Source organism: Elioraea sp. (assembly GCF_022842375.1).
GTDB lineage: Bacteria > Pseudomonadota > Alphaproteobacteria > Acetobacterales > Acetobacteraceae > Elioraea_A.
Genome location: NZ_JALHPR010000006.1, coordinates 185,556 through 202,556, shown reverse-complemented (window position 1 = coordinate 202,556; position 17,001 = coordinate 185,556). Strand labels below are relative to the sequence as shown.

Genomic DNA, 17,001 nt, shown 5'->3' with positions numbered 1-17,001 from the left:
GGAGCTTGTCCGCTGCAACGGCAAGCTTGGGGTGGAGGAAACTCCCTATCTCTCAAGGCGTTATCGCTGAGCCTTCACAACCTTCCCGGATTTGATGCACACAGTACGCACTCTACGGTTGTTATTTCACGAAAAAGCGAGCAGTGTCTGCAACCTTACAAACGTATGGTCCCTTGGAAGCCAATGGCCGCATCAATGCGACCCCCGCCGCCCGGTGCCTCACCCTCCGGGCTCTACGAGTGCCTGAGGGCACTCGCAGAGGAAGCCAAGAGCATCGGACTCAGCGACGCAGCGCGCGCGATCCTGCTCGCGGCGGATTGCGTAGCCGTCGAGGCAGAGGAAAACGGCCTGACGATCCGCGAGCCTGCCCGACCGACGCGGGGCGTCAACTTCGGCTGAGGCGTCCCGGTGCGTCGAGGACGCGCCCGGCAATCCCCCCATATACGCGGCGTGCCGGGCTGACCTACCTTTGAGACCGGGATGGAAACGCACACGCCACGTGCCCGGCGCCCCGGGCTGATTGCCCGCGCGCTGAAGGCCGCCGCTGCTGCGCTGATGGCGCCGAACGCCGAGGAACGCGCCAGGGACCGCGCCCAGCGCCACGCCGCACCCCTGATGCTGCCCGATGGCGCCCTCGCCGCCTGCCGCTATGTCGTGTTCGACCTCGAGACCACGGGGTTGCAGCCCAGCCATGGCGACAGGATCGTCGCGATCGGCGCCGTGCGGGTCGAGGCTGGGCGTATCCTCGACGTTGACCGTTTTGCCACCTTCGCCCAGCCTGGGCGGCCCATTCCGCCCGCCAGCACGGCGATCCATGGCATCACCGATGCGATGGTCGCTGGCAGCCCGCCCTGGCCCGAAGCGGTCGCGGCGTTCCACCGTTTCGCCGGCGATGCGGTTCTCGTCGCCCATAATGCCGCGTTCGACACGGCCTGCCTGCATGCCGCCGAGGCGCAGGCCGGCGTGACCTTCGCCAACCCCGTGCTGTGCAGCCTTCGCCTGTCGCAGTGGCTGGACCCAGACGAGAAGGCGCACGACCTCGACGGACTCGCCGCGCGCCATGGTGTGGTGATCGCCGGCCGCCACGATGCGCTGGGCGATGCCGAGGCGACCGCGGCGCTTTTCTGCGACATGCTCCGCCGCGCCGAGGCGCGCCGCATTACCTCGTTGGCCGAGCTTTTCGCGCGCACCCGCATGGCACGGCAGATCGCTGCGGCTGCAGAACGGTTCTGAACCGTTCCGTCGGATGGTATGGCGCTTGCAAACGCCGGTTCGCAGGAACAACCGGGGACCTTGCAATGACCGAACGCCGTACGCTGCTCCGTGCCCTTGCTGCCACGCCGCTGGCCGCGCTGCCATTCGCTGACGCACTTGCCCAAGCCCCAGGCAGTGGCGGCACGCTCCGCATCGCGATGACGACAGCCGATGTGCCGCTGTCGGCCGGCATGCCGAACCAGGGGTCGGAGGGGATGCGCTTCCTCGGCTATCCGTGCTTCGAGCCGCTTGTCGCCTGGGACCTCTCGCGCACCGACAGGCTGCCCACGCTCATGCCCGGCCTCGCCACCGCCTGGTCCGTCGACGCGGCCGACCGTACGCTCTGGACCTTCACGCTGCGCGAGGGCGTGACCTTCCACGACGGCACGCCGTTCGATGCCGATGCGGTGGCCTGGACGCTTGGCCGTTTCTTCGACGAGAGCGCCCCGCAATATGACCGCTCGACCGCGGGCTTCGTGCGCACGCGCGTGCCCACCGTCGCGTCATGGGAGAAGCGCGGGACCCACAGCATCGCGATCCGCACGCGGTTTCCCGCCTCCTATTTCCCATCGCAGCTCACCTGGCTGCTGATCTCAAGCCCTGCTGCCTTCGCCCGCGCGGGCAACGACTGGGCGGCGACGGCGCGCGCACCGGCCGGCACCGGCCCGTTCAGGCTCACCCGCCTCGTACCGCGCGAGCGGGCGGAGCTTGAGCGCAACGACGCCTACTGGGATCGCGCGCGGCTGCCCGGCGTCGCGCGCATCGTGCTGATCCCGGTTCCCGACGCCGCCGCGCGCATCGCGGCGCTGCGCAGCGGCCAGGTGGACTGGATCGAGACGCCACCGCCCGATGCCGTGCCCGGCCTCGCCTCGGCCGGGTTCCAGGTCGTTTCGAATACGTATCCCCACGTATGGCCCTACTACTTCAAGACAACGCCTGACAGCCCCTTCGCCGATGTGCGCGTCAGGCTCGCGGCCAACTACGCGGTGGATCGCGAGGCCGTCGCGTCGCTGTTCAACGGCACCGCCGAGCCCGCCGTCGGCTACTGGCCGGCGGGCAGCGCGGTGTTCGGCGCGCCGAAGAATCGTTTCACCTATGACGTCGCCCGCGCCCGCGCGCTGCTGGCCGAGGCCGGCTACGGCGGGGGCAGGCGCGTGGCCGCGACCATCATGATCAGCCCCTCCGGCGGCGGGCAGATGCTGCCGCTGCCGATGAACGAGCTGATGCAGCAGCAGATGGCACCGGCGGGCTTCGACCTCCGCTTCGAGGTGATCGAGTTCAACGCGATGCTGACGGCCTGGCGCCAGGCGCCCGACCAGGGTGCGAACCGCACGGTCCACGCGATGAACCAGGCCTCGACAACGTGGGACCATGCGCTGCTGTGGCGCTGGTTCCATAGCCGGAACGTGACGCCGCAGGGCGTGAACTGGGGCCACTACCGCTCGCCCGCGCTCGACGCCGCGCTCGATGCGCTCGAGGGGGATTTCTCCGGCGCGCCGCTCGAGCCGGCGCTCGCCCGCATCCACGAGACCCTGGTCGACGAGGCGCCCTGGCTCTACGTCGTGCACGACCGCCAGGCCCGCGCATTCTCGCGGCGCGTCACCGGCTACCTTCCGGCGCAGAGCTGGTTCACGGACCTCACCCGCATCAGCATGACCTGACGCCGTTTCACACCCCGCCGGTCAGCCCCGCGATCGTCGCCTTCTGGAACGAGGCGACGGCCTTCAGCGCGTCGCGCAGCGCCGCGCGGTCGGCTGCTGCCATCGCCTGCGTATCGACCAGGTTCGTCGCGGGCAGGCCGGCGGCAAGGTCGGCGAGCTGCTGGCGCAGCAGCGCATCGACGATCAGGGCGAAGGCTGCGTCGAGGCGCCGCCGCTCGCCCTCTGCCAGCGCGCCGATCGCACCGATGGCGGCGAGCCTTGCGCGCGTCGCCGTCTCGGCGATGCCGTGCTGGAGTGCCAACAGCCGTGTCGCGGAGACGAGCGGCATCAGCCCGCGCAGCTTCAGGTCGGTGCGCGTGCCGGGGCCAGGCTCGTCATCCCGGAACCCGCCCCAGAAGGACAGCCCGACGCCGAATTTCGCGTTCTCCGCGGCAAGCGCTGCCAGGAAGGCAGGCCGGGAGGCGAGCGCTGCCTTCAGGTGCGTGCGCAATGCCGAAGCCGGCTCCTCCGCGCCCCAGGCGGCGCGGAAGTCGAACGCGATGTCGCCGAACAGCAGCGCGGCTGGGCTTCGCCGCGCCGTCCAGAGCGTGAACTGCGCCTTCCACTCGCCGAGCGTCTTCCGCCAGAGCGGGTTCATCGCCATCACCCAGCCCTTGCACAGCGTGAAGCCGGCAGCGGCGAGCCTGGCGTTGAGGTCCTCGGCGAAGGGGATGAACCAGGCATCGACCTCCGTGTGCCGGTCATCGGGCCTGTCGCCGAGGATGAGGCCGTTGTCCTGGTCGGGGAACAGGAAGCTCTCGCCGCGCCCGGCACTGCCCATCACCAGCAGGGTGAAGGGAACCGGTGGGGCCGTGCCAGCGGCGGCGAGCGCGCGGGTGACGCAGCGGCGATGGATGTCGAGATTGATCTCGGAGACGACGCCGATCACGTCTGCCGCCGCCACGCCGTCATCGAGCAGGGCGCGGGCAAGCCCTGCCTGGGCGGCGCGGGTGGCGGCGAAGCCTGCCTCGTCATCGCCGGCGGCCAGCGCCTCGAGATGGTCGAGCAGCTGGCCGGAGGCGGCGGCGTAGGTCTCGAACCGGCGCAGCATGCCGATCGGGCGGCCGGCCGCGTCGAGCACGGGAAGGTGCCGCAGCCGCCGCGCCCGCATCGTGCCGACGGCACGCCATAGCGGCTCATCGGCGCCGACACCCACGATGGGCGCGGTCATCGCCGCGGCGAGCGGGGTGTCGGGTTCTGCCTGGAACGTGACGCGGCGAGCGATGTCCTGTTCGGTGAGGATGCCGGTCGCCACCCCCTCGGCGTCGACGGCGAGCACCGCCGAGTCGCGGCCCGCGACCATTGCGGCGACGGCATCGCGGAGCGGCGTGTCGGCAGGGAGGCATGGCGGGGCTGGGTGCATCGCCTTCCGCACCGTTCCCGTGAAGGCGACACGCCGCCCTGTCATGGCTGGCGCGCGACCAGCGCCGCGGCCAGGGCAGCGGGATCGAACTCGCGCTGCATGTCCTGGTGCGCGGAGACGAGATGCATGCGCAGTGCGCCAAGGATCGAGACGTTCTCTCCTTTCCGGAGATCGGGGTGGATCGGCAGGGTGGCGAGCAGCACCGGCGCGCTGTCGAGCGGCAGCGTCGTCGGCTCGTGCGTGGGGCCGAGCTGCAGCCGCGCGAGCTTCGGGAGGATGGCCGCCGTCGCTGCCTCGGCTTCCGGCGCGAAGGCCTCCGGGACGCCCACGGTGGCGATCGCGCTCGTGACGATGGCGGCGAGCGGCGGGACCAGCAGGGCCGGGTCTGGCGCATGCGGGCGGAGCCAGCTCTCTGCCATGGCGGCGACATCTCCCTGCGCGACGAGGTAGGTGCGCCAGCGGCAGGCGGTGAGCGGGGTGGTGAAGACCGGGTCGTGCAGGGCGTTGTGCCAGTTCACGCCCAGCTTCACCGCGCAGTAGTCGAGCACCGTCTTCTGCGCGAGATACGCACCGCGCGCGGCGATGAAGGCGGCGAAGGCATCCGGGGCCGCGCTTTTTGTGCGGCGCAACAAACGAACCAGGCCGGCGACAACTGACATCTGTCAAACCTCTGAAAACCACTGAAAAACTTGCACAACGTTTCACAAACTCGTTGGCGACGCCGCAGGCACCGTGCTACCAGCCAAAGCATTGTCCGGGGAAGCTTCGTGTCGTGTTGTGGCCGTCGGCCGCAAGGCACGAGACAGGAAAGCGGCAGCGCCGCGGTGAGGGAGAAGCAATGGCAGGGATTGTCGAGCCAGGGTCCGGTTCGCCGAATGCGGCGCCACCGGATGTCGATGCGGCGACGGGAGTCGCCTATTGGAAAAAGACGTCGAACCTGATGTGGCTGATGCTCGCGATCTGGTTCGTCGCTGGGTTCTTCATCCACATCTTTGCGCCAAGCCTGAACACGATCCACGTGTTCGGGTTCCCGCTCGGCTTCTACATGGCCGCGCAGGGCAGCCTGATCATCTTCGTCGTGCAACTCTTCTGGTTCGCCAAGCGCCAGAACGAGATCGACGAGGAATTCGGCGTCGCGGAAGAGTGAGGACCTGACCATGGCCGCAGAAAAAGACGCCTTCCTCTCCCAGCTCAACAAGATCTACGCCGGCTATGTCGGCGGGTTCGCCGTGTTTGTGCTGATCCTTGCTGCACTCGAACAGATGGGCGTTCCGGACAAGATCATCGGCTACCTGTTCGTCGCGCTGACGATCGGCGTCTATGCCTATATCGGCATCCTCAGCCGTACGATGCAGGTGAGTGAATACTACGTCGCCGGCCGCCGCGTGCCTGCCATCTACAACGGCATGGCAACGGGCTCCGACTGGATGTCGGCGGCGAGCTTCATCGGCATGGCCGGCAGCCTCTACGCCCTCGGCTATGGCGGGCTTGCCTTCATCCTCGGCTGGACGGGCGGCTTCGTGCTCGTGGCCATCCTGCTCGCGCCCTACCTGCGCAAGTTCGGCCAGTACACGGTGCCCGACTTCCTGGGCGCCCGCTTCGGCGGCAACATCGCGCGTTTCGTCGGCGTGGTCGTGCTGATCACTGCCTCGTTCGTCTATGTCGTGGCGCAGATCGTTGGCGTCGGCATCATCACCCAGCGCTTCCTCGATGTCGGCTTCGCGGTGGCGGTGTTCATCGGGCTGGCCGGCATCCTCGTCTGCTCGATGATGGGCGGCATGCGGGCCGTCACGTGGACGCAGGTCGCGCAGTACATCGTGCTGATCATCGCCTACCTGATCCCGGCGGTCCTGATGTCGGTGAAGCTCACCGGCGTGCCGATCCCGCAGATCATGTACGGCGCGGCGCTCGAGAAGATCGAGGGGCTTGAGGCTGCAATGCGCGCGGCAGGGCAGGTCGTGCCCTACCATGTCAATGCCTTCACCCTGCCGAACGGCAACTTCTCCATGCCGGCGGCGGTGAACTTCTTCGCGCTGATCTTCTGCCTGATGGTCGGCACCGCCTCGTTGCCGCACATCCTGATGCGCTACTTCACCACGCCTTCGGTGCGGGAAGCGCGGCAGTCCGTTGCGTGGTCGCTCTTCTTCATCTTCCTGCTCTACTTCACCGCACCGGCCTACGCCGCGTTCGCCAAGCTCGAGATCTACCAGAACGTCATCGGCCAGCGGATCGACCAGCTTCCCGAGTGGCTCGCGAACTGGCAGCTGATGTCACCCTACGGCGTGACGTGGATCGGCGTGAACGATGCCAACCGCGACGGCATCCTCCAGCTCGCCGAATTCCGCATCCACCCCGACGTGATCGTGCTGGCAACGCCCGAGATCGCGGGCCTTCCATACGTGATCGCGGGCCTGGTCGCGGCCGGTGGCCTGGCAGCGGCACTCTCGACCGCCGACGGCTTGCTGCTCGCGCTCGCCAACGCACTCAGCCATGACGTCTACTACCGCATGATCGACCCGCATGCGCCTACCAAGCGCCGCCTCTACGTCGCGCGTGTCCTGCTCATCATGGTCGCGGTCGCCGCGGCCTATACCGCCGGCAACCTTGGCGCCGACATCCTCTTCCTCGTCGCCTGGGCCTTCTCGATCGCCGCAGCCGGCCTGTTCGCCGCGCTGGTGATGGGCGTCTGGTACAAGAAGACGACGAACACCGCGGCCATCCTCGGCATGGTGGTGGGCTACGTCGTCACCTTCGGGTACCTGCTCTGGACGGAGTTCGGCGGGCTTTCCTTCGTCGAACTGTTCGGCACGAAGGAGGCGATCACCGCTGCCTACCGCCAGTATGTCGCGATCGCCGCGATCGGCGCCGACGCGAAGGCGCCGGTCCAGGCGATGCTCGCCAATGCCGGCGCGATCACCGATGGGCCCCTCGCGAGCGGGGTGCTCTGGAGTGATTCGATCGTGCTGCGCAACCGCGTCACGGCGCGGCTGTGGGGCATCAACAACATCGCCGGCGGCATCTTCGGCGTGCCCCTGTCGTTCCTCGTGATCTACGTCGTGAGCCAGTTCACGACGCAGCCCTCGCAGGCGATGCAGGAGTTCGTCGAGAGCATCCGCATCCCGCGCGGCGGCGTGCGCCTGGTCGACCAGCAGCACGCGGTCGACTGAGCCGGACGGGAAACGGGATCATCCCCCGGGGCGGGGCGGAGCAATCCGCCCCGCCCTTTCCTTTTCTCCGTGTTGCTTTAGTGGCCCATTCCATCACCCCCGCCCTTCCGCCGCATCCGAACCTCGTGTAGTGCCGCGCGCATGGAGCAGCCTCCCCACTTCATCCTGTCCTTCCTGCCGTTCTGGGTGGGCACCTACCTGCTTGCCGTGCTGGCCTGGACCTGTCTCGGGCGGTTCGTGCTCCAGGCCATGGTCTCACCTGGCAGTCGCAACTACATCTGGCGCGCCTTCCAGCTGCTGACGGGGTGGTGGATCGCGGCGGTCGGCTTCGTCACCCCGCGGGCGATCGCGCCGCTGTTCCTGCCGCTGATCGCTGCCTTCTGGGCGTTCGGCCTGCGCTACGCGTTCGCGCTGACGATGTTCGCCCTGGACCTCGCGCCGCGGCTGTCGACGATGCAGGGAGGCTGAGGCGATGAGCCCGCAATCAGTGTTCGTCATGGTCGTCGGCCTCTCGGCCATCGCCGGGCTTGCCCACATGCTCGGGCAGACGCTGCTGTTCGTCGTGGTGTTCGCCACGTCTCCGCTCTGGTGGCCCGAGGTGTTCGGCTTCTATCCGGCCGTGATCGCCTATGCCGCCTCTCTCGTGATCTCGACCACGACGATGCTGATCGCAGGCATCCCCGCCGCGCTGGTCGAGCGTGCGCGCGGCGATGTGGCCCCTGCGGTGCTGCCGCATCTCGTGTGGCTCGGCGGTGTGGTGCTCATCACGCTTGCGGGACTCGCGTTGGGGCGCGGCTGACGGCACACTTCCCGTGTTCGAGGGACCCGGGGCGCGATGGACCAGATCATTGCGGTGGCCGACCAGACGATCAGGCGCGCCTGCGGCTTCGCCGCCTTCGCCGTTGGTGCGACGATGCTCGCGCTCAGCTTCGATCTCGTGCTCGCGCTTCGCGTCGGCGCGGTGATGACGACCGCGATCTGCATCACGCTGCTTGTTCAGGCCGGCCGCGCGCCGCGGGCCGATATCCGCCGCACCGAGCTCTACAGCGTCGTCGGCCGGGGGCTGGCGCTGCCGCGCGATCGGGCGCAGCAACTGCTCGGCGACGTGCTGGCCGAACGGTATCTCTGGCACGCCGACCGTGCCGCCATCGCCGCGCTGGCGCTCTGGGCCGCGGCGATCATGCTCTGGCTGCTCAGGCTGTTGCGCGCCGCCCTGATGCCCGCGGGGTTCTGAGCCTCTCAGCCTGCGGCAAGGGCCGCGCTGCCGAGCGAGGTGATCGAGACGGTCACCTCGCCCTCGCCGAGAGGAGGGGAGAGGCCGGCGATGACCAGCACCGCGCCTGCCGGCAGCCCGCCCGCCTCGCGCGCTGCCTCCGCCGCATCGAGCAGGGCCGCGCCGACATCGACCGTGCCGCGCCAGTCCGCCGCACCGCTCGCGCGAACCGTGCGGGGGGTGGCGATCGCCTCCTGCCATCCGGCGCGTGCCTGGCGGCCGAACACCACCACCCCAAGCCCGCAGAGATCGGCGAGGTGGCAGGGCAGGTCAGGTGCGCCCGCGGAGAAGCGGCTCGCCGCGACATCGATCGCCGGATGCAGCGTGGCGATCCGCGCGATCACGTGGCGGAGGCCGTAGCGCCGCTCGCGCGCCGGCAGAGGCTTGCCGAGCTGGGCAACGATGGCGGCGGTCGCCACCACGCGGTGGAAGGGCGGCATCGCCGTCGGGCTCTGCAGCAACCGGTGTCCGAGCACCGGGCCGGCGACGAGCGCGCCGCCCAGCGCGGCCGGCGCCGGGGCGAGCCTGACGCCGACCGGTGCGAGGCCGAGCGTGGCGAGGAGGCGTTCCGCGATGCGCGCGCCCTCTGTTGTCGTGCGCGGGGCAAGCTCCGGCGGGAAGGGGGCGAGCGTGTTGCCGCTCGTCACCGCCTCGGCGAAATACTCGGCCGCGCGCCCGCGCGCCTCCTTCGTCAGCCGTGCCATCGCCCCTCAGTCGAGCGAGGGGAGGGCAGGGATCACGTCATCGGTGCTGAACCCGCCTTGCGGAATGGCGTCGGGCACCTCGCCGGCCGGCAGCGCGCCACCGCCATAGAGATACTCGGGCAGCCAGAGCGCGATCTCGGGGAAGATGTAGAGCAGCGCCATGGCGATGATGACGATGCCGACGAAGGGCAGGCAACCGGCGAAGATCTGCTGGATGCGCACCTCGGGTGGTGCGACGCCCTTGAGGTAGTATGCGGCCATCGCGACGGGCGGTGTCATGAAGCTCGTCTGCAGGTTGAGGCCGACCATCACGCCGAAGAAGACCGGGTCGATCCCGAAATTGTCGAGCAGCGGGAGGAAGATCGGCACGAAGATCAGCACGATCTCCGACCATTCGAGCGGCCAGCCCAGCAGGAAGATGATGAACTGCGCGAGGATCATGAACCCGAGCGGCGAGAGGTTCAGGTGATCGACGATCCAGTTCTCGATTATATGGTGGCCGCCGAGATAACCGAACACCGAGGTGAACACGTAGGCCCCGATGAACAGCCAGCACACCATGGCCGTGGTGCGGGCGGTGAGGAACACGCTCTCCTTCAGCCGCTCGAAGTTCAGCGCGCGATAGGCCATCGCGAGCAGGATTGCGCCGAGGCTTCCCATCGCCGCGGCTTCCGACGGCGTGGCGAGGCCGGCGAGGATCGCGCCGAGCACGGTGGCGATCAGCGCGGCAAGCGGGAAGAAGCTCGTCAGCAGCGCCCAGGCCACTTCCCAGGCCGAGTCGGCCGCCATGTGCGCCGGCAGCTTGGGGGCCATCGCGGGCTTCAGCATCGCGAGCCCGATCGTGTACAGCATGTACATCCCGGCCAGCATGAAGCCGGGGAAGAACGCCGCCGCGTACAGCTTGACGACTGAGACGCCGGCCGTCGCGCCGTAGAGGATGAACATGATCGAGGGCGGGATCAGGATGCCGAGGCAGCCGCCCGCACAGGTGATGCCCGAGGCAAGCCGCGTGTCGTAGCCCGCGCGCAGCATCGCGGGGTAGGCGAGCAGGCCCATCAGCGTGACGACGGCGCCGACGATGCCGGTGGCGGTCGCGAACATCGCGCAGGTCAGCAGCGTGGCGACGGCGAGCGCGCCGGGCAGGTTCCGAGACGCGAGCTGGAGCGCGTGGAACAATCGGTCAAGGATGTTCGCGCGCTCGATCACGTAGCCCATGAACACGAACAGCGGCACCGAGATCAGCACGTCGTTGGCCATCACCGCGTAGGTGCGCTGGACCAGCAGGTCGAACACGCGCGCCTCGAGGCTCAGGAACCCGAAGCCTACGCCAAGCGCCATCAGGGTGAACGCAACGGGGAAGCCGAGCAGCACGATGATGATGAAGCTGCCCAGCATCACCATGCCGAGGACGGGATCGGTCATCGATGTGGCTCCTGCCGGCCGTGGGCGTGTGCAGCGGCGGCGGCCTGTTGCGCGGCGGCGAGTGCCAGCGCCTTGGTTTCCAGTTCCTCGACATCCGACAGCTTGTCGGGCCAGGCGCCAGTGCGCAGCGCGATGACGCAGCGGATCATCTCGGCGATGCCCTGGAGCAGCATGAGCGCGCCCGACAGCGGGATCAGGAATTTGAACGGCCAGATCAGCGGCCCGTCCGGCGTGACCGACGAATGCTCGTTCTGCAGGAACGACATGTGGAAGAAATTCCAGCCGAACCAGATCAAGGCGACGATGCCGGGGATGAAGAACAGGATGTAGAGCGGCAGGTCGATCATCGCCTGGCCGCGCGGCGAGAGACTGCGGTACAGGAAGTCAGCGCGCACATGGCCGCCGCGCGAGAGCGTGTAGGCCCCGGCCACCATGAAAAGCAGGCCGTAGAGCATGTAGCTCGTGTCGTAGGCCCAGCTCGTCGGCGCACGGAACATGTAGCGCGCGAACACCTCGTAGCAGATCACGGCAGTGAGCGCGACGATCGCCCAGCCGGCGGTCTTGCCCGCCCAGGCGCTCGTCCGGTCGATTCCGATCAACAGGCCCTGCATGGCACCATCCCTGCGGCAAGACGCCCGCCCCGGTCTCCCGGAGCGGGCGTCTCCACGATCAGCTTCAGCTCAGCCGCGTGCGAAGAAGTGGTTGAACGACAGCACCGACGACGCTTCGTATCGGAGGTAGAAAGTCTGGACGCGGCGGCACCAGGCGCGCTGGCTGTCGGTGACCTTCTTGAAGAAGGGCCCGGCGGCGGGCGACGAGTTGTCGTTCTCGAGCCGCTGGATCACGGCATCCCACGCGCGCAGCTGCGCTTCGAGGATCGGGCGCGGCGTCGTCATCACGCGCACGCCCTGGGTCTGGGCCATCTCCGTCAGGTCCTTGGAGTAACGGTCCTGCTGCTTCCAGCTCATGTCGGCCGATGCCGCCTCTGCCGCGGTGCGCACGACGGCCCTCAGCTCAGCCGGCAGCGCATCGTATTTCGGCTTGTTGAACAGCACCTCGAACGTCTCGGTGCGCTGGTGGAAGCTCTGCAGCATGTAGACCTTGGCCACGTCCGGGAAGCCGAGCAGGCGGTCGGACGAGGGGTTGTTGAACTCCGCACCGTCGATCACGCCACGCTCGAGCGCCGGCACGATCTCGCCACCGGGAAGCGCAACGACGGCCATGCCCATCTCGTTGAAGAGATCGGTCGCGAGGCCGACGGTGCGGTACTTGAGGCCGCGGAGCTGCTCGACGCGCTCGATCGGGTTCTTGAACCAGCCGAGCGGCTGCGTCGGCATCGGGCCGGTCTGGAAGCCGACCACGTTCACCCTCAGCACGTCGCTGATGAGCTCGTTGTACAGCGCCTCGCCGCCGCCATAGTAGAACCAGCCGAGATACTGGTTGGCATCGCCGAACCAGGCCGGCGGGGTGCCGAACAGGCTGAACGCCTTGTTCTTGCCGAACCAGTAGGCAGAGACGCCGTGGCCGCCATCGAGCGTGCCGGCCGAGACGGCATCGAGCAGCTGGAAGGCCCCGACGACCGCGCCGGCGGGCAGAAGCTCGAGGCGGAGGCGATTGCCGGCGCTGTCGTTCACGCGCTTGACGAAGTCCTGCGCGTACTCGTGGAAGATGTCGCGCTGCGGCCAGGTGCTCTGGAAGCGCCACGTCACGGTCTGCGCGCGGCTGACCTGCGGTGCGGCGAGCGTGCCGGCGGCGACAGCGGCACCGCCGACGGCGGCGGTCGTCATGAAGCGGCGGCGGCTCGCGGCCGGCTTGGCCTGGGTATCCGTCCCCTTGGTCATCGTCATCCTCCTTTCCCGGCCAGCGAGAATGCGCAGGCCCCGCCGTTTCCCGGCGTGAGCGCGCGTTCAACCACAGAGTGGCTACTTTCACAAGGCTGTCGCGCTGCAGCCACATGCCCCATGCCCTTGCAATTGCGTACTGTGTGCAGCATCCGCGGCGCGCGCGAAGCTGCATCTTTCGCTTGCATCCCGAGGCATGCTTGACGATCATTCGTATGCAAACAATCCAGCGCTCAGAGCGGGAGCCGAGTGTGGGCGGACCAGTCATCCTTCGCGCGCGCGCGCAGAAGCCGCGGCACGAGGCCCAGCGCGAGACCCGGCGCGAGGCCCAACGCGAGGCCCGGCATGAGGGGGCGCGCGAAACCTCCTACGTACTCGAAGGCCAGGTCGGCCACCTGCTGCGCCGCGCGCACCAGCGCCATGCCGCATTGTTCCAGGCGATGTTCGCCGACGCGCTCGGTGCGGAGGCGGCGCTCACGCCGATGCAGTGGGCGCTGCTCGTCAAGCTCGACACCCTCGGCGAGGCGACGCAGAACGCCCTCGGCCGGCTGACGGCGATGGACCCGGCGACGACCCAGGGCGTGGTGCGGCGCCTGATCGCCCGTGGCCTCGTGACACGCGCGGCCGACCCGGCCGACAAGCGTACCCTGAAGCTCACCGTGACACCGGCAGGCCGCGCTGCCGTCGCTGGTGCCCTGCCGGTCGCCGCCGCGATCAGCGAGGCGACGCTCTCCCCCCTCTCGGCGGACGAGCGCACGCTGTTCCTCGACCTCCTGCAACGGATGGCCTTCGCATGAGCCCCGATCATTCCTCGCCCGCCGCGCCAGCGACACTGCGCCCGCAACCGACCGGCGCGCTGTTCGTCGAGACCGTGCTCTCCGTGCACCACTGGACCGAGACGCTGTTCACGTTGACGACGACGCGCGATCCGTCGTTCCGGTTCGAGAACGGCCAATTCACCATGATCGGCATCCCGGTCGACGGCAAGCCGCTGCTGCGCGCCTACTCGATGGTCTCGGCGAACTACGAGGAGACGCTCGAGTTCCTCTCGATCAAGGTGCCGAACGGCCCGCTGACCTCGCGGCTGATGCACATCCAGCCCGGTGACGCGCTCTATGTCGGCCGCAAGCCCACGGGCACGCTCGTGATCGACTACCTGCTGCCTGGCCGCACGCTGTTCCTGCTCTCCACCGGCACCGGCCTCGCGCCCTTCATGTCGATCATCAAGGACCCCGCGACCTACGGGCGGTTCGAGCGCATCGTGCTCACCCACACCTGCCGCCATGGCAGCGAGCTCGCCTACCGCGACTGGATCGAGAAGGAACTCCCCGCGCACGAGCTGCTCGGCGAGGAGGCTGCGGCGAAGCTCACCTACTACCCGACCGTGACACGCGATGGCCCCGGCCCATGGCGCGAGGAGCGCATCACCGACCTGATCGCGTCAGGCGCCTTCTTCGATGATCTCGGCCGCGGCAGGTTCGATCCGGCGGCGGACCGGATCATGATCTGCGGCGGGCCCGAGATGCTCGCCGATTGCCGCCGCATCGCCGGGGAGCAGGGCTTTGACGAGGGATCGTCGGGAAAGCCCGGCACCTACGTCATCGAAAAGGCGTTTGTCGAGAAGTAGCCCGGATTGATCCTGCGCGCCGGCGCGGCCACATTGGGCGCCGGAAAGGGAGAACGCGCATGGCGCTTGCGGCTGGGCCTGAGAAGCAGTCGGGCAAACTCGTTGTCCGCAATGTCGGCCTGATGCTGTCGGGCAGGCTCGATGAGCCGATCCTCGACGCCGACACGGTGGTGGCAGAGGGCGGCCGCATCACCGCGGTCGGCCGCGGGAAGGACTGCGACGCCGAGGGCGCGCGCGTGACGATCGATGCCCGTGGCTGCGCGCTCGCGCCCGGGCTCATCGACAACCACGTGCACACCGTGTTCGGTGACTGGACGCCGCGGCAGAACCAGCTCGGCTGGATCGAAGGCTGCATGCACGGTGGCGTCACCACCATGATCTCGGCCGGCGAGGTGCACCTGCCTGGCCGGCCGCGTGACCCGGTCGGTGCCAAGGCGCTCGCTATCGTCGCGCGCAAGGCGTTCGAGAATTTCCGCCCCCTCGGCATGCGCATCATCGCAGGCGCCGTCATCCCCGAACGCGGCCTGACGGAAGCCGACTTCGCCGAGATGGCACGGGCCGGCGTCGTGCTGATGGGCGAGATCGGGCTCGGCACCGTCACCGGGGCCGAGGAAGCGCGCGAGATGGTCGGCTGGGCGCGCGCGCACGGCATGACGACCGTCACGCATGTCGGCGGTCCTTCCGTTCCCGGATCGAGCTATATCGGCGCCGACGTGGTGCTTGCCGCCGACAGCGACGTCGCGAGCCACATCAATGGCGGGCCGACGAGCCTCGACCTCGCGCAGATTCGCCGCATCTGCGAGGAAACGACCCGCGCCGTGGAGATCATCCACAATGGCAACCCGCGCACGGGCCTCTACGCGATGCGCACGATGCGCGAGCTCGGCAAGGAGGCGCAGCTGACCGTCGGCACCGACGCACCCGCCGGCTCCGGCGTGCAGCCGCTCGGCATGCTGCGGATGGTGAGCCTGCTGTCCTCGCTCGGCGAGGTGCCGGCGGAGCGTGCATGGGCCTGGGCGTCTGGCAACGTCGCTGCGGTAAGGCGCCTCGAGGCCGGAACGATCGCAACAGGCATGAGCGCCGACCTGGTGCTGATGGACCGACCCCAGGGTTCGGACGGGCGGGATGTGCTCGACGCCCTCGGCAAGGGCGACCTTGCTGGCATCGGCATGGTGCTGACCGAGGGCGTGGTGCGCATCGGCCGCAGCCGCAACACCCCGCCTGCCGAACGCATTCCGGAGATCGTATCGTGAACGAGACGACAGCGGAAACGCTCGCCGCCCTCTGGAGGCTTTCGCGCGCCGAGGCCGATGACCTTCGCGCGCGCATCGCGCTGCTGGAGCGCGCCGTGATGCGCGCGATGGGTGGCCAGGCGGTGCCGGGCGGTGATGACGACTGGTCGGCCATCCTGGTCGCGGAGGAGCGCGCGGCCAAAGCCGCCGCCGCGCGGACCGCGCGCATCGTGGAGCTGCTTTCCGGCCGCGCTGCATGAGCCCGCCGCCCCCCCATCCTCCCCTGGGACCGGAGGTTGACCCGACGCCACGGCCGCTGCCGGCCCGCGTGATCCACCGAGGCCGCGCCGTCGATCTCGAGCCGCTGCATGTTCGCCACGCGCCTGATCTCTGGCGGGCCGCGCAAGGTGCGGACGAAAGCTGGGCCTATCTCGGCTACGGCCCCTTCGCCGACGAGGCGGGCCTGCGTCGCCAGGTGGGCGCGCTTGCCGCGCTGCATGACCCGATGTTCTTCGCCATCCGCCCGCATGTCTCTGGCGCCGCGACGGGCTGGCTCTCCTTCATGGAGATCCGCCCCGGCGATGGCGACATCGAGGTGGGCCATATCTGGTTCGGCCCGGCGCTCTCGCGAACGCGGGCGGCGACGGAGGCGATGGTGCTGCTGTTCCGCCACGCGATGGACGACCTCGGCTATCGCCGGCTTGTCTGGAAATGTCATTCCTTGAACGTACCGAGCCGCCGCGCGGCGGAGCGCCTCGGCTTCACCTACGAGGGCACGCACCGCAACGCCAAGATCATCAAGGGCCGTTCGCGCGACACGGCCTGGTACTCCATCATTGACAGCGAGTGGCCTGACCGCCGCGACGCGATGCTCGCCTGGCTCGACGACGCGAATTTCGACCATACCGGTACGGCGCGTCGCGGCATGGCCTCGTTCCGCGCCCCCGCGGAGGGGTGACCGCCCCCGTACCGGCCCCGCGAGCATTGCAGGGATGGATCGATACGATCATACTATGGCAACCTGCGCGTGCGGCGCGCGGCAACGAAACGGGGAGACCACCGGTGGCGTGGACGCTGAACAACGAGAACATGAAGGCCGTCGGCGCGATGTCCAAGGTCGAGAAGGACCTCTTCAACGACTGGGCGCGTGCCGTCTCGAATGGCGAGCACCCGAAGAGCGCGGCCGAGGGGTGGGATTCCGACTACGAGAGCTACAAGGGCGCGCCGACGAAGATGACGATCGGCGGCAAGAAGGGCTCGGCGGTGAAGTGCTGCTCAATCCGTCTGTCGCAGGGCAACCGTGTCTACTTCGTGCAGGCCGAAAGCCAGAAGATGGTGATCGTGCTTCGTGTGGGTGACCACAAGGAGCCGGACTGGCCCAAGGAGATCAAGTAGCCCTGCCAGCCTTCCGCCGTGCG

General features: G+C 68.7%; 20 protein-coding genes. 14 read left to right on the top strand and 6 right to left on the bottom strand.

From position 1 onward, the window contains the following. Positions 1-183 precede the first annotated feature (183 nt). The 3 genes from Q0C38_RS08180 to Q0C38_RS08170 all read left to right on the top strand — a co-directional run bounded on the left by Q0C38_RS08180 (position 184) and on the right by Q0C38_RS08170 (position 2,915). Complete coding sequence (locus Q0C38_RS08180) at positions 184-399, top strand: hypothetical protein (RefSeq protein ID WP_291296582.1); 216 nt, start codon at positions 184-186, stop codon at positions 397-399. Between the two features lie 81 nt (positions 400-480). Continuing rightward, on the top strand, positions 481-1,233 hold the full coding sequence (locus tag Q0C38_RS08175; protein ID WP_291296581.1) for a PolC-type DNA polymerase III: 753 nt from the start codon (positions 481-483) through the stop codon (positions 1,231-1,233). A gap of 65 nt (positions 1,234-1,298) precedes the next feature. After that, positions 1,299-2,915 carry an ABC transporter substrate-binding protein gene (locus tag Q0C38_RS08170; protein ID WP_291296580.1) on the top strand — a complete coding sequence of 539 codons (1,617 nt, stop codon included), beginning with the start codon at positions 1,299-1,301 and terminating at the stop codon, positions 2,913-2,915. Between the two features lie 7 nt (positions 2,916-2,922). On the opposite strand, the gene Q0C38_RS08165 is transcribed toward Q0C38_RS08170, so the two are convergent. Next, positions 2,923-4,362, bottom strand: coding sequence for a DUF294 nucleotidyltransferase-like domain-containing protein (locus Q0C38_RS08165; protein ID WP_291296579.1), 1,440 nt, complete (start codon positions 4,360-4,362; stop codon positions 2,923-2,925). Next, entirely contained in the window at positions 4,359-4,946 is a 588-nt protein-coding gene (locus Q0C38_RS08160) for a hypothetical protein (protein WP_291296578.1), read from the bottom strand. Before Q0C38_RS08160 ends, Q0C38_RS08165 begins: the two co-directional genes overlap by 4 nt. 209 nt (positions 4,947-5,155) lie before the next feature. On the opposite strand from Q0C38_RS08160, the gene Q0C38_RS08155 reads away from it, so the two are divergent. The 5 genes from Q0C38_RS08155 (at position 5,156) to Q0C38_RS08135 (ending at position 8,718) form a co-directional block, all read left to right on the top strand. After that, complete coding sequence (locus Q0C38_RS08155; RefSeq protein WP_291296577.1) at positions 5,156-5,464, top strand: DUF4212 domain-containing protein; 309 nt, start codon at positions 5,156-5,158, stop codon at positions 5,462-5,464. A gap of 10 nt (positions 5,465-5,474) precedes the next feature. Then, the gene (locus tag Q0C38_RS08150; protein WP_291296576.1) at positions 5,475-7,484 is read left to right on the top strand and encodes a sodium:solute symporter family protein; all 2,010 of its coding nucleotides are present in this window, start codon (positions 5,475-5,477) and stop codon (positions 7,482-7,484) included. A gap of 141 nt (positions 7,485-7,625) precedes the next feature. Beyond that, positions 7,626-7,952 (top strand): hypothetical protein, encoded by a 327-nt coding sequence (locus Q0C38_RS08145; protein WP_291296575.1) that lies wholly within the window; start codon positions 7,626-7,628, stop codon positions 7,950-7,952. Between the two features lie 4 nt (positions 7,953-7,956). Beyond that, positions 7,957-8,283 (top strand): hypothetical protein, encoded by a 327-nt coding sequence (locus Q0C38_RS08140; protein WP_291296574.1) that lies wholly within the window; start codon positions 7,957-7,959, stop codon positions 8,281-8,283. 36 nt (positions 8,284-8,319) lie between these two features. Beyond that, the gene (locus tag Q0C38_RS08135; protein ID WP_291296573.1) at positions 8,320-8,718 is read left to right on the top strand and encodes a hypothetical protein; all 399 of its coding nucleotides are present in this window, start codon (positions 8,320-8,322) and stop codon (positions 8,716-8,718) included. Between the two features lie 5 nt (positions 8,719-8,723). On the opposite strand, the gene Q0C38_RS08130 is transcribed toward Q0C38_RS08135, so the two are convergent. From Q0C38_RS08130 to Q0C38_RS08115, 4 genes are all read right to left on the bottom strand, one after another. Beyond that, positions 8,724-9,461 (bottom strand): hypothetical protein, encoded by a 738-nt coding sequence (locus Q0C38_RS08130; RefSeq protein WP_291296572.1) that lies wholly within the window; start codon positions 9,459-9,461, stop codon positions 8,724-8,726. Positions 9,462-9,467: 6 nt separating this feature from the next. After that, the gene (locus Q0C38_RS08125) at positions 9,468-10,883 is read right to left on the bottom strand and encodes a TRAP transporter large permease subunit (protein ID WP_291296571.1); all 1,416 of its coding nucleotides are present in this window, start codon (positions 10,881-10,883) and stop codon (positions 9,468-9,470) included. After that, positions 10,880-11,494, bottom strand: a complete 615-nt coding sequence (locus Q0C38_RS08120) for a TRAP transporter small permease subunit (protein ID WP_291296570.1) — start codon at positions 11,492-11,494, stop codon at positions 10,880-10,882. Before Q0C38_RS08120 ends, Q0C38_RS08125 begins: the two co-directional genes overlap by 4 nt. Positions 11,495-11,563: 69 nt before the next feature. Then, positions 11,564-12,724 carry a TRAP transporter substrate-binding protein gene (locus Q0C38_RS08115; RefSeq protein WP_291296569.1) on the bottom strand — a complete coding sequence of 387 codons (1,161 nt, stop codon included), beginning with the start codon at positions 12,722-12,724 and terminating at the stop codon, positions 11,564-11,566. A 251-nt stretch (positions 12,725-12,975) separates the two neighbouring features. On the opposite strand from Q0C38_RS08115, the gene Q0C38_RS08110 reads away from it, so the two are divergent. The 6 genes from Q0C38_RS08110 (at position 12,976) to Q0C38_RS08085 (ending at position 16,978) form a co-directional block, all read left to right on the top strand. Next, positions 12,976-13,521, top strand: a complete 546-nt coding sequence (locus Q0C38_RS08110) for a MarR family winged helix-turn-helix transcriptional regulator (RefSeq protein ID WP_291296568.1) — start codon at positions 12,976-12,978, stop codon at positions 13,519-13,521. Further along, positions 13,518-14,351 carry a ferredoxin--NADP reductase gene (locus Q0C38_RS08105; RefSeq protein WP_291296567.1) on the top strand — a complete coding sequence of 278 codons (834 nt, stop codon included), beginning with the start codon at positions 13,518-13,520 and terminating at the stop codon, positions 14,349-14,351. The genes Q0C38_RS08110 and Q0C38_RS08105 overlap by 4 nt, the downstream gene beginning before the upstream one ends. Positions 14,352-14,410: 59 nt before the next feature. Continuing rightward, positions 14,411-15,604 carry an amidohydrolase family protein gene (locus tag Q0C38_RS08100; RefSeq protein WP_291296566.1) on the top strand — a complete coding sequence of 398 codons (1,194 nt, stop codon included), beginning with the start codon at positions 14,411-14,413 and terminating at the stop codon, positions 15,602-15,604. Continuing rightward, entirely contained in the window at positions 15,601-15,843 is a 243-nt protein-coding gene (locus Q0C38_RS08095; protein WP_291296565.1) for a hypothetical protein, read from the top strand. The genes Q0C38_RS08100 and Q0C38_RS08095 overlap by 4 nt, the downstream gene beginning before the upstream one ends. Positions 15,844-15,911: 68 nt before the next feature. Next, a complete protein-coding gene (locus Q0C38_RS08090; protein WP_291296564.1) occupies positions 15,912-16,541 on the top strand; it encodes a GNAT family N-acetyltransferase in 630 nt (209 codons plus the stop codon). A gap of 104 nt (positions 16,542-16,645) precedes the next feature. Beyond that, positions 16,646-16,978 (top strand): hypothetical protein, encoded by a 333-nt coding sequence (locus tag Q0C38_RS08085; RefSeq protein ID WP_291296563.1) that lies wholly within the window; start codon positions 16,646-16,648, stop codon positions 16,976-16,978. Positions 16,979-17,001 lie beyond the last annotated feature (23 nt).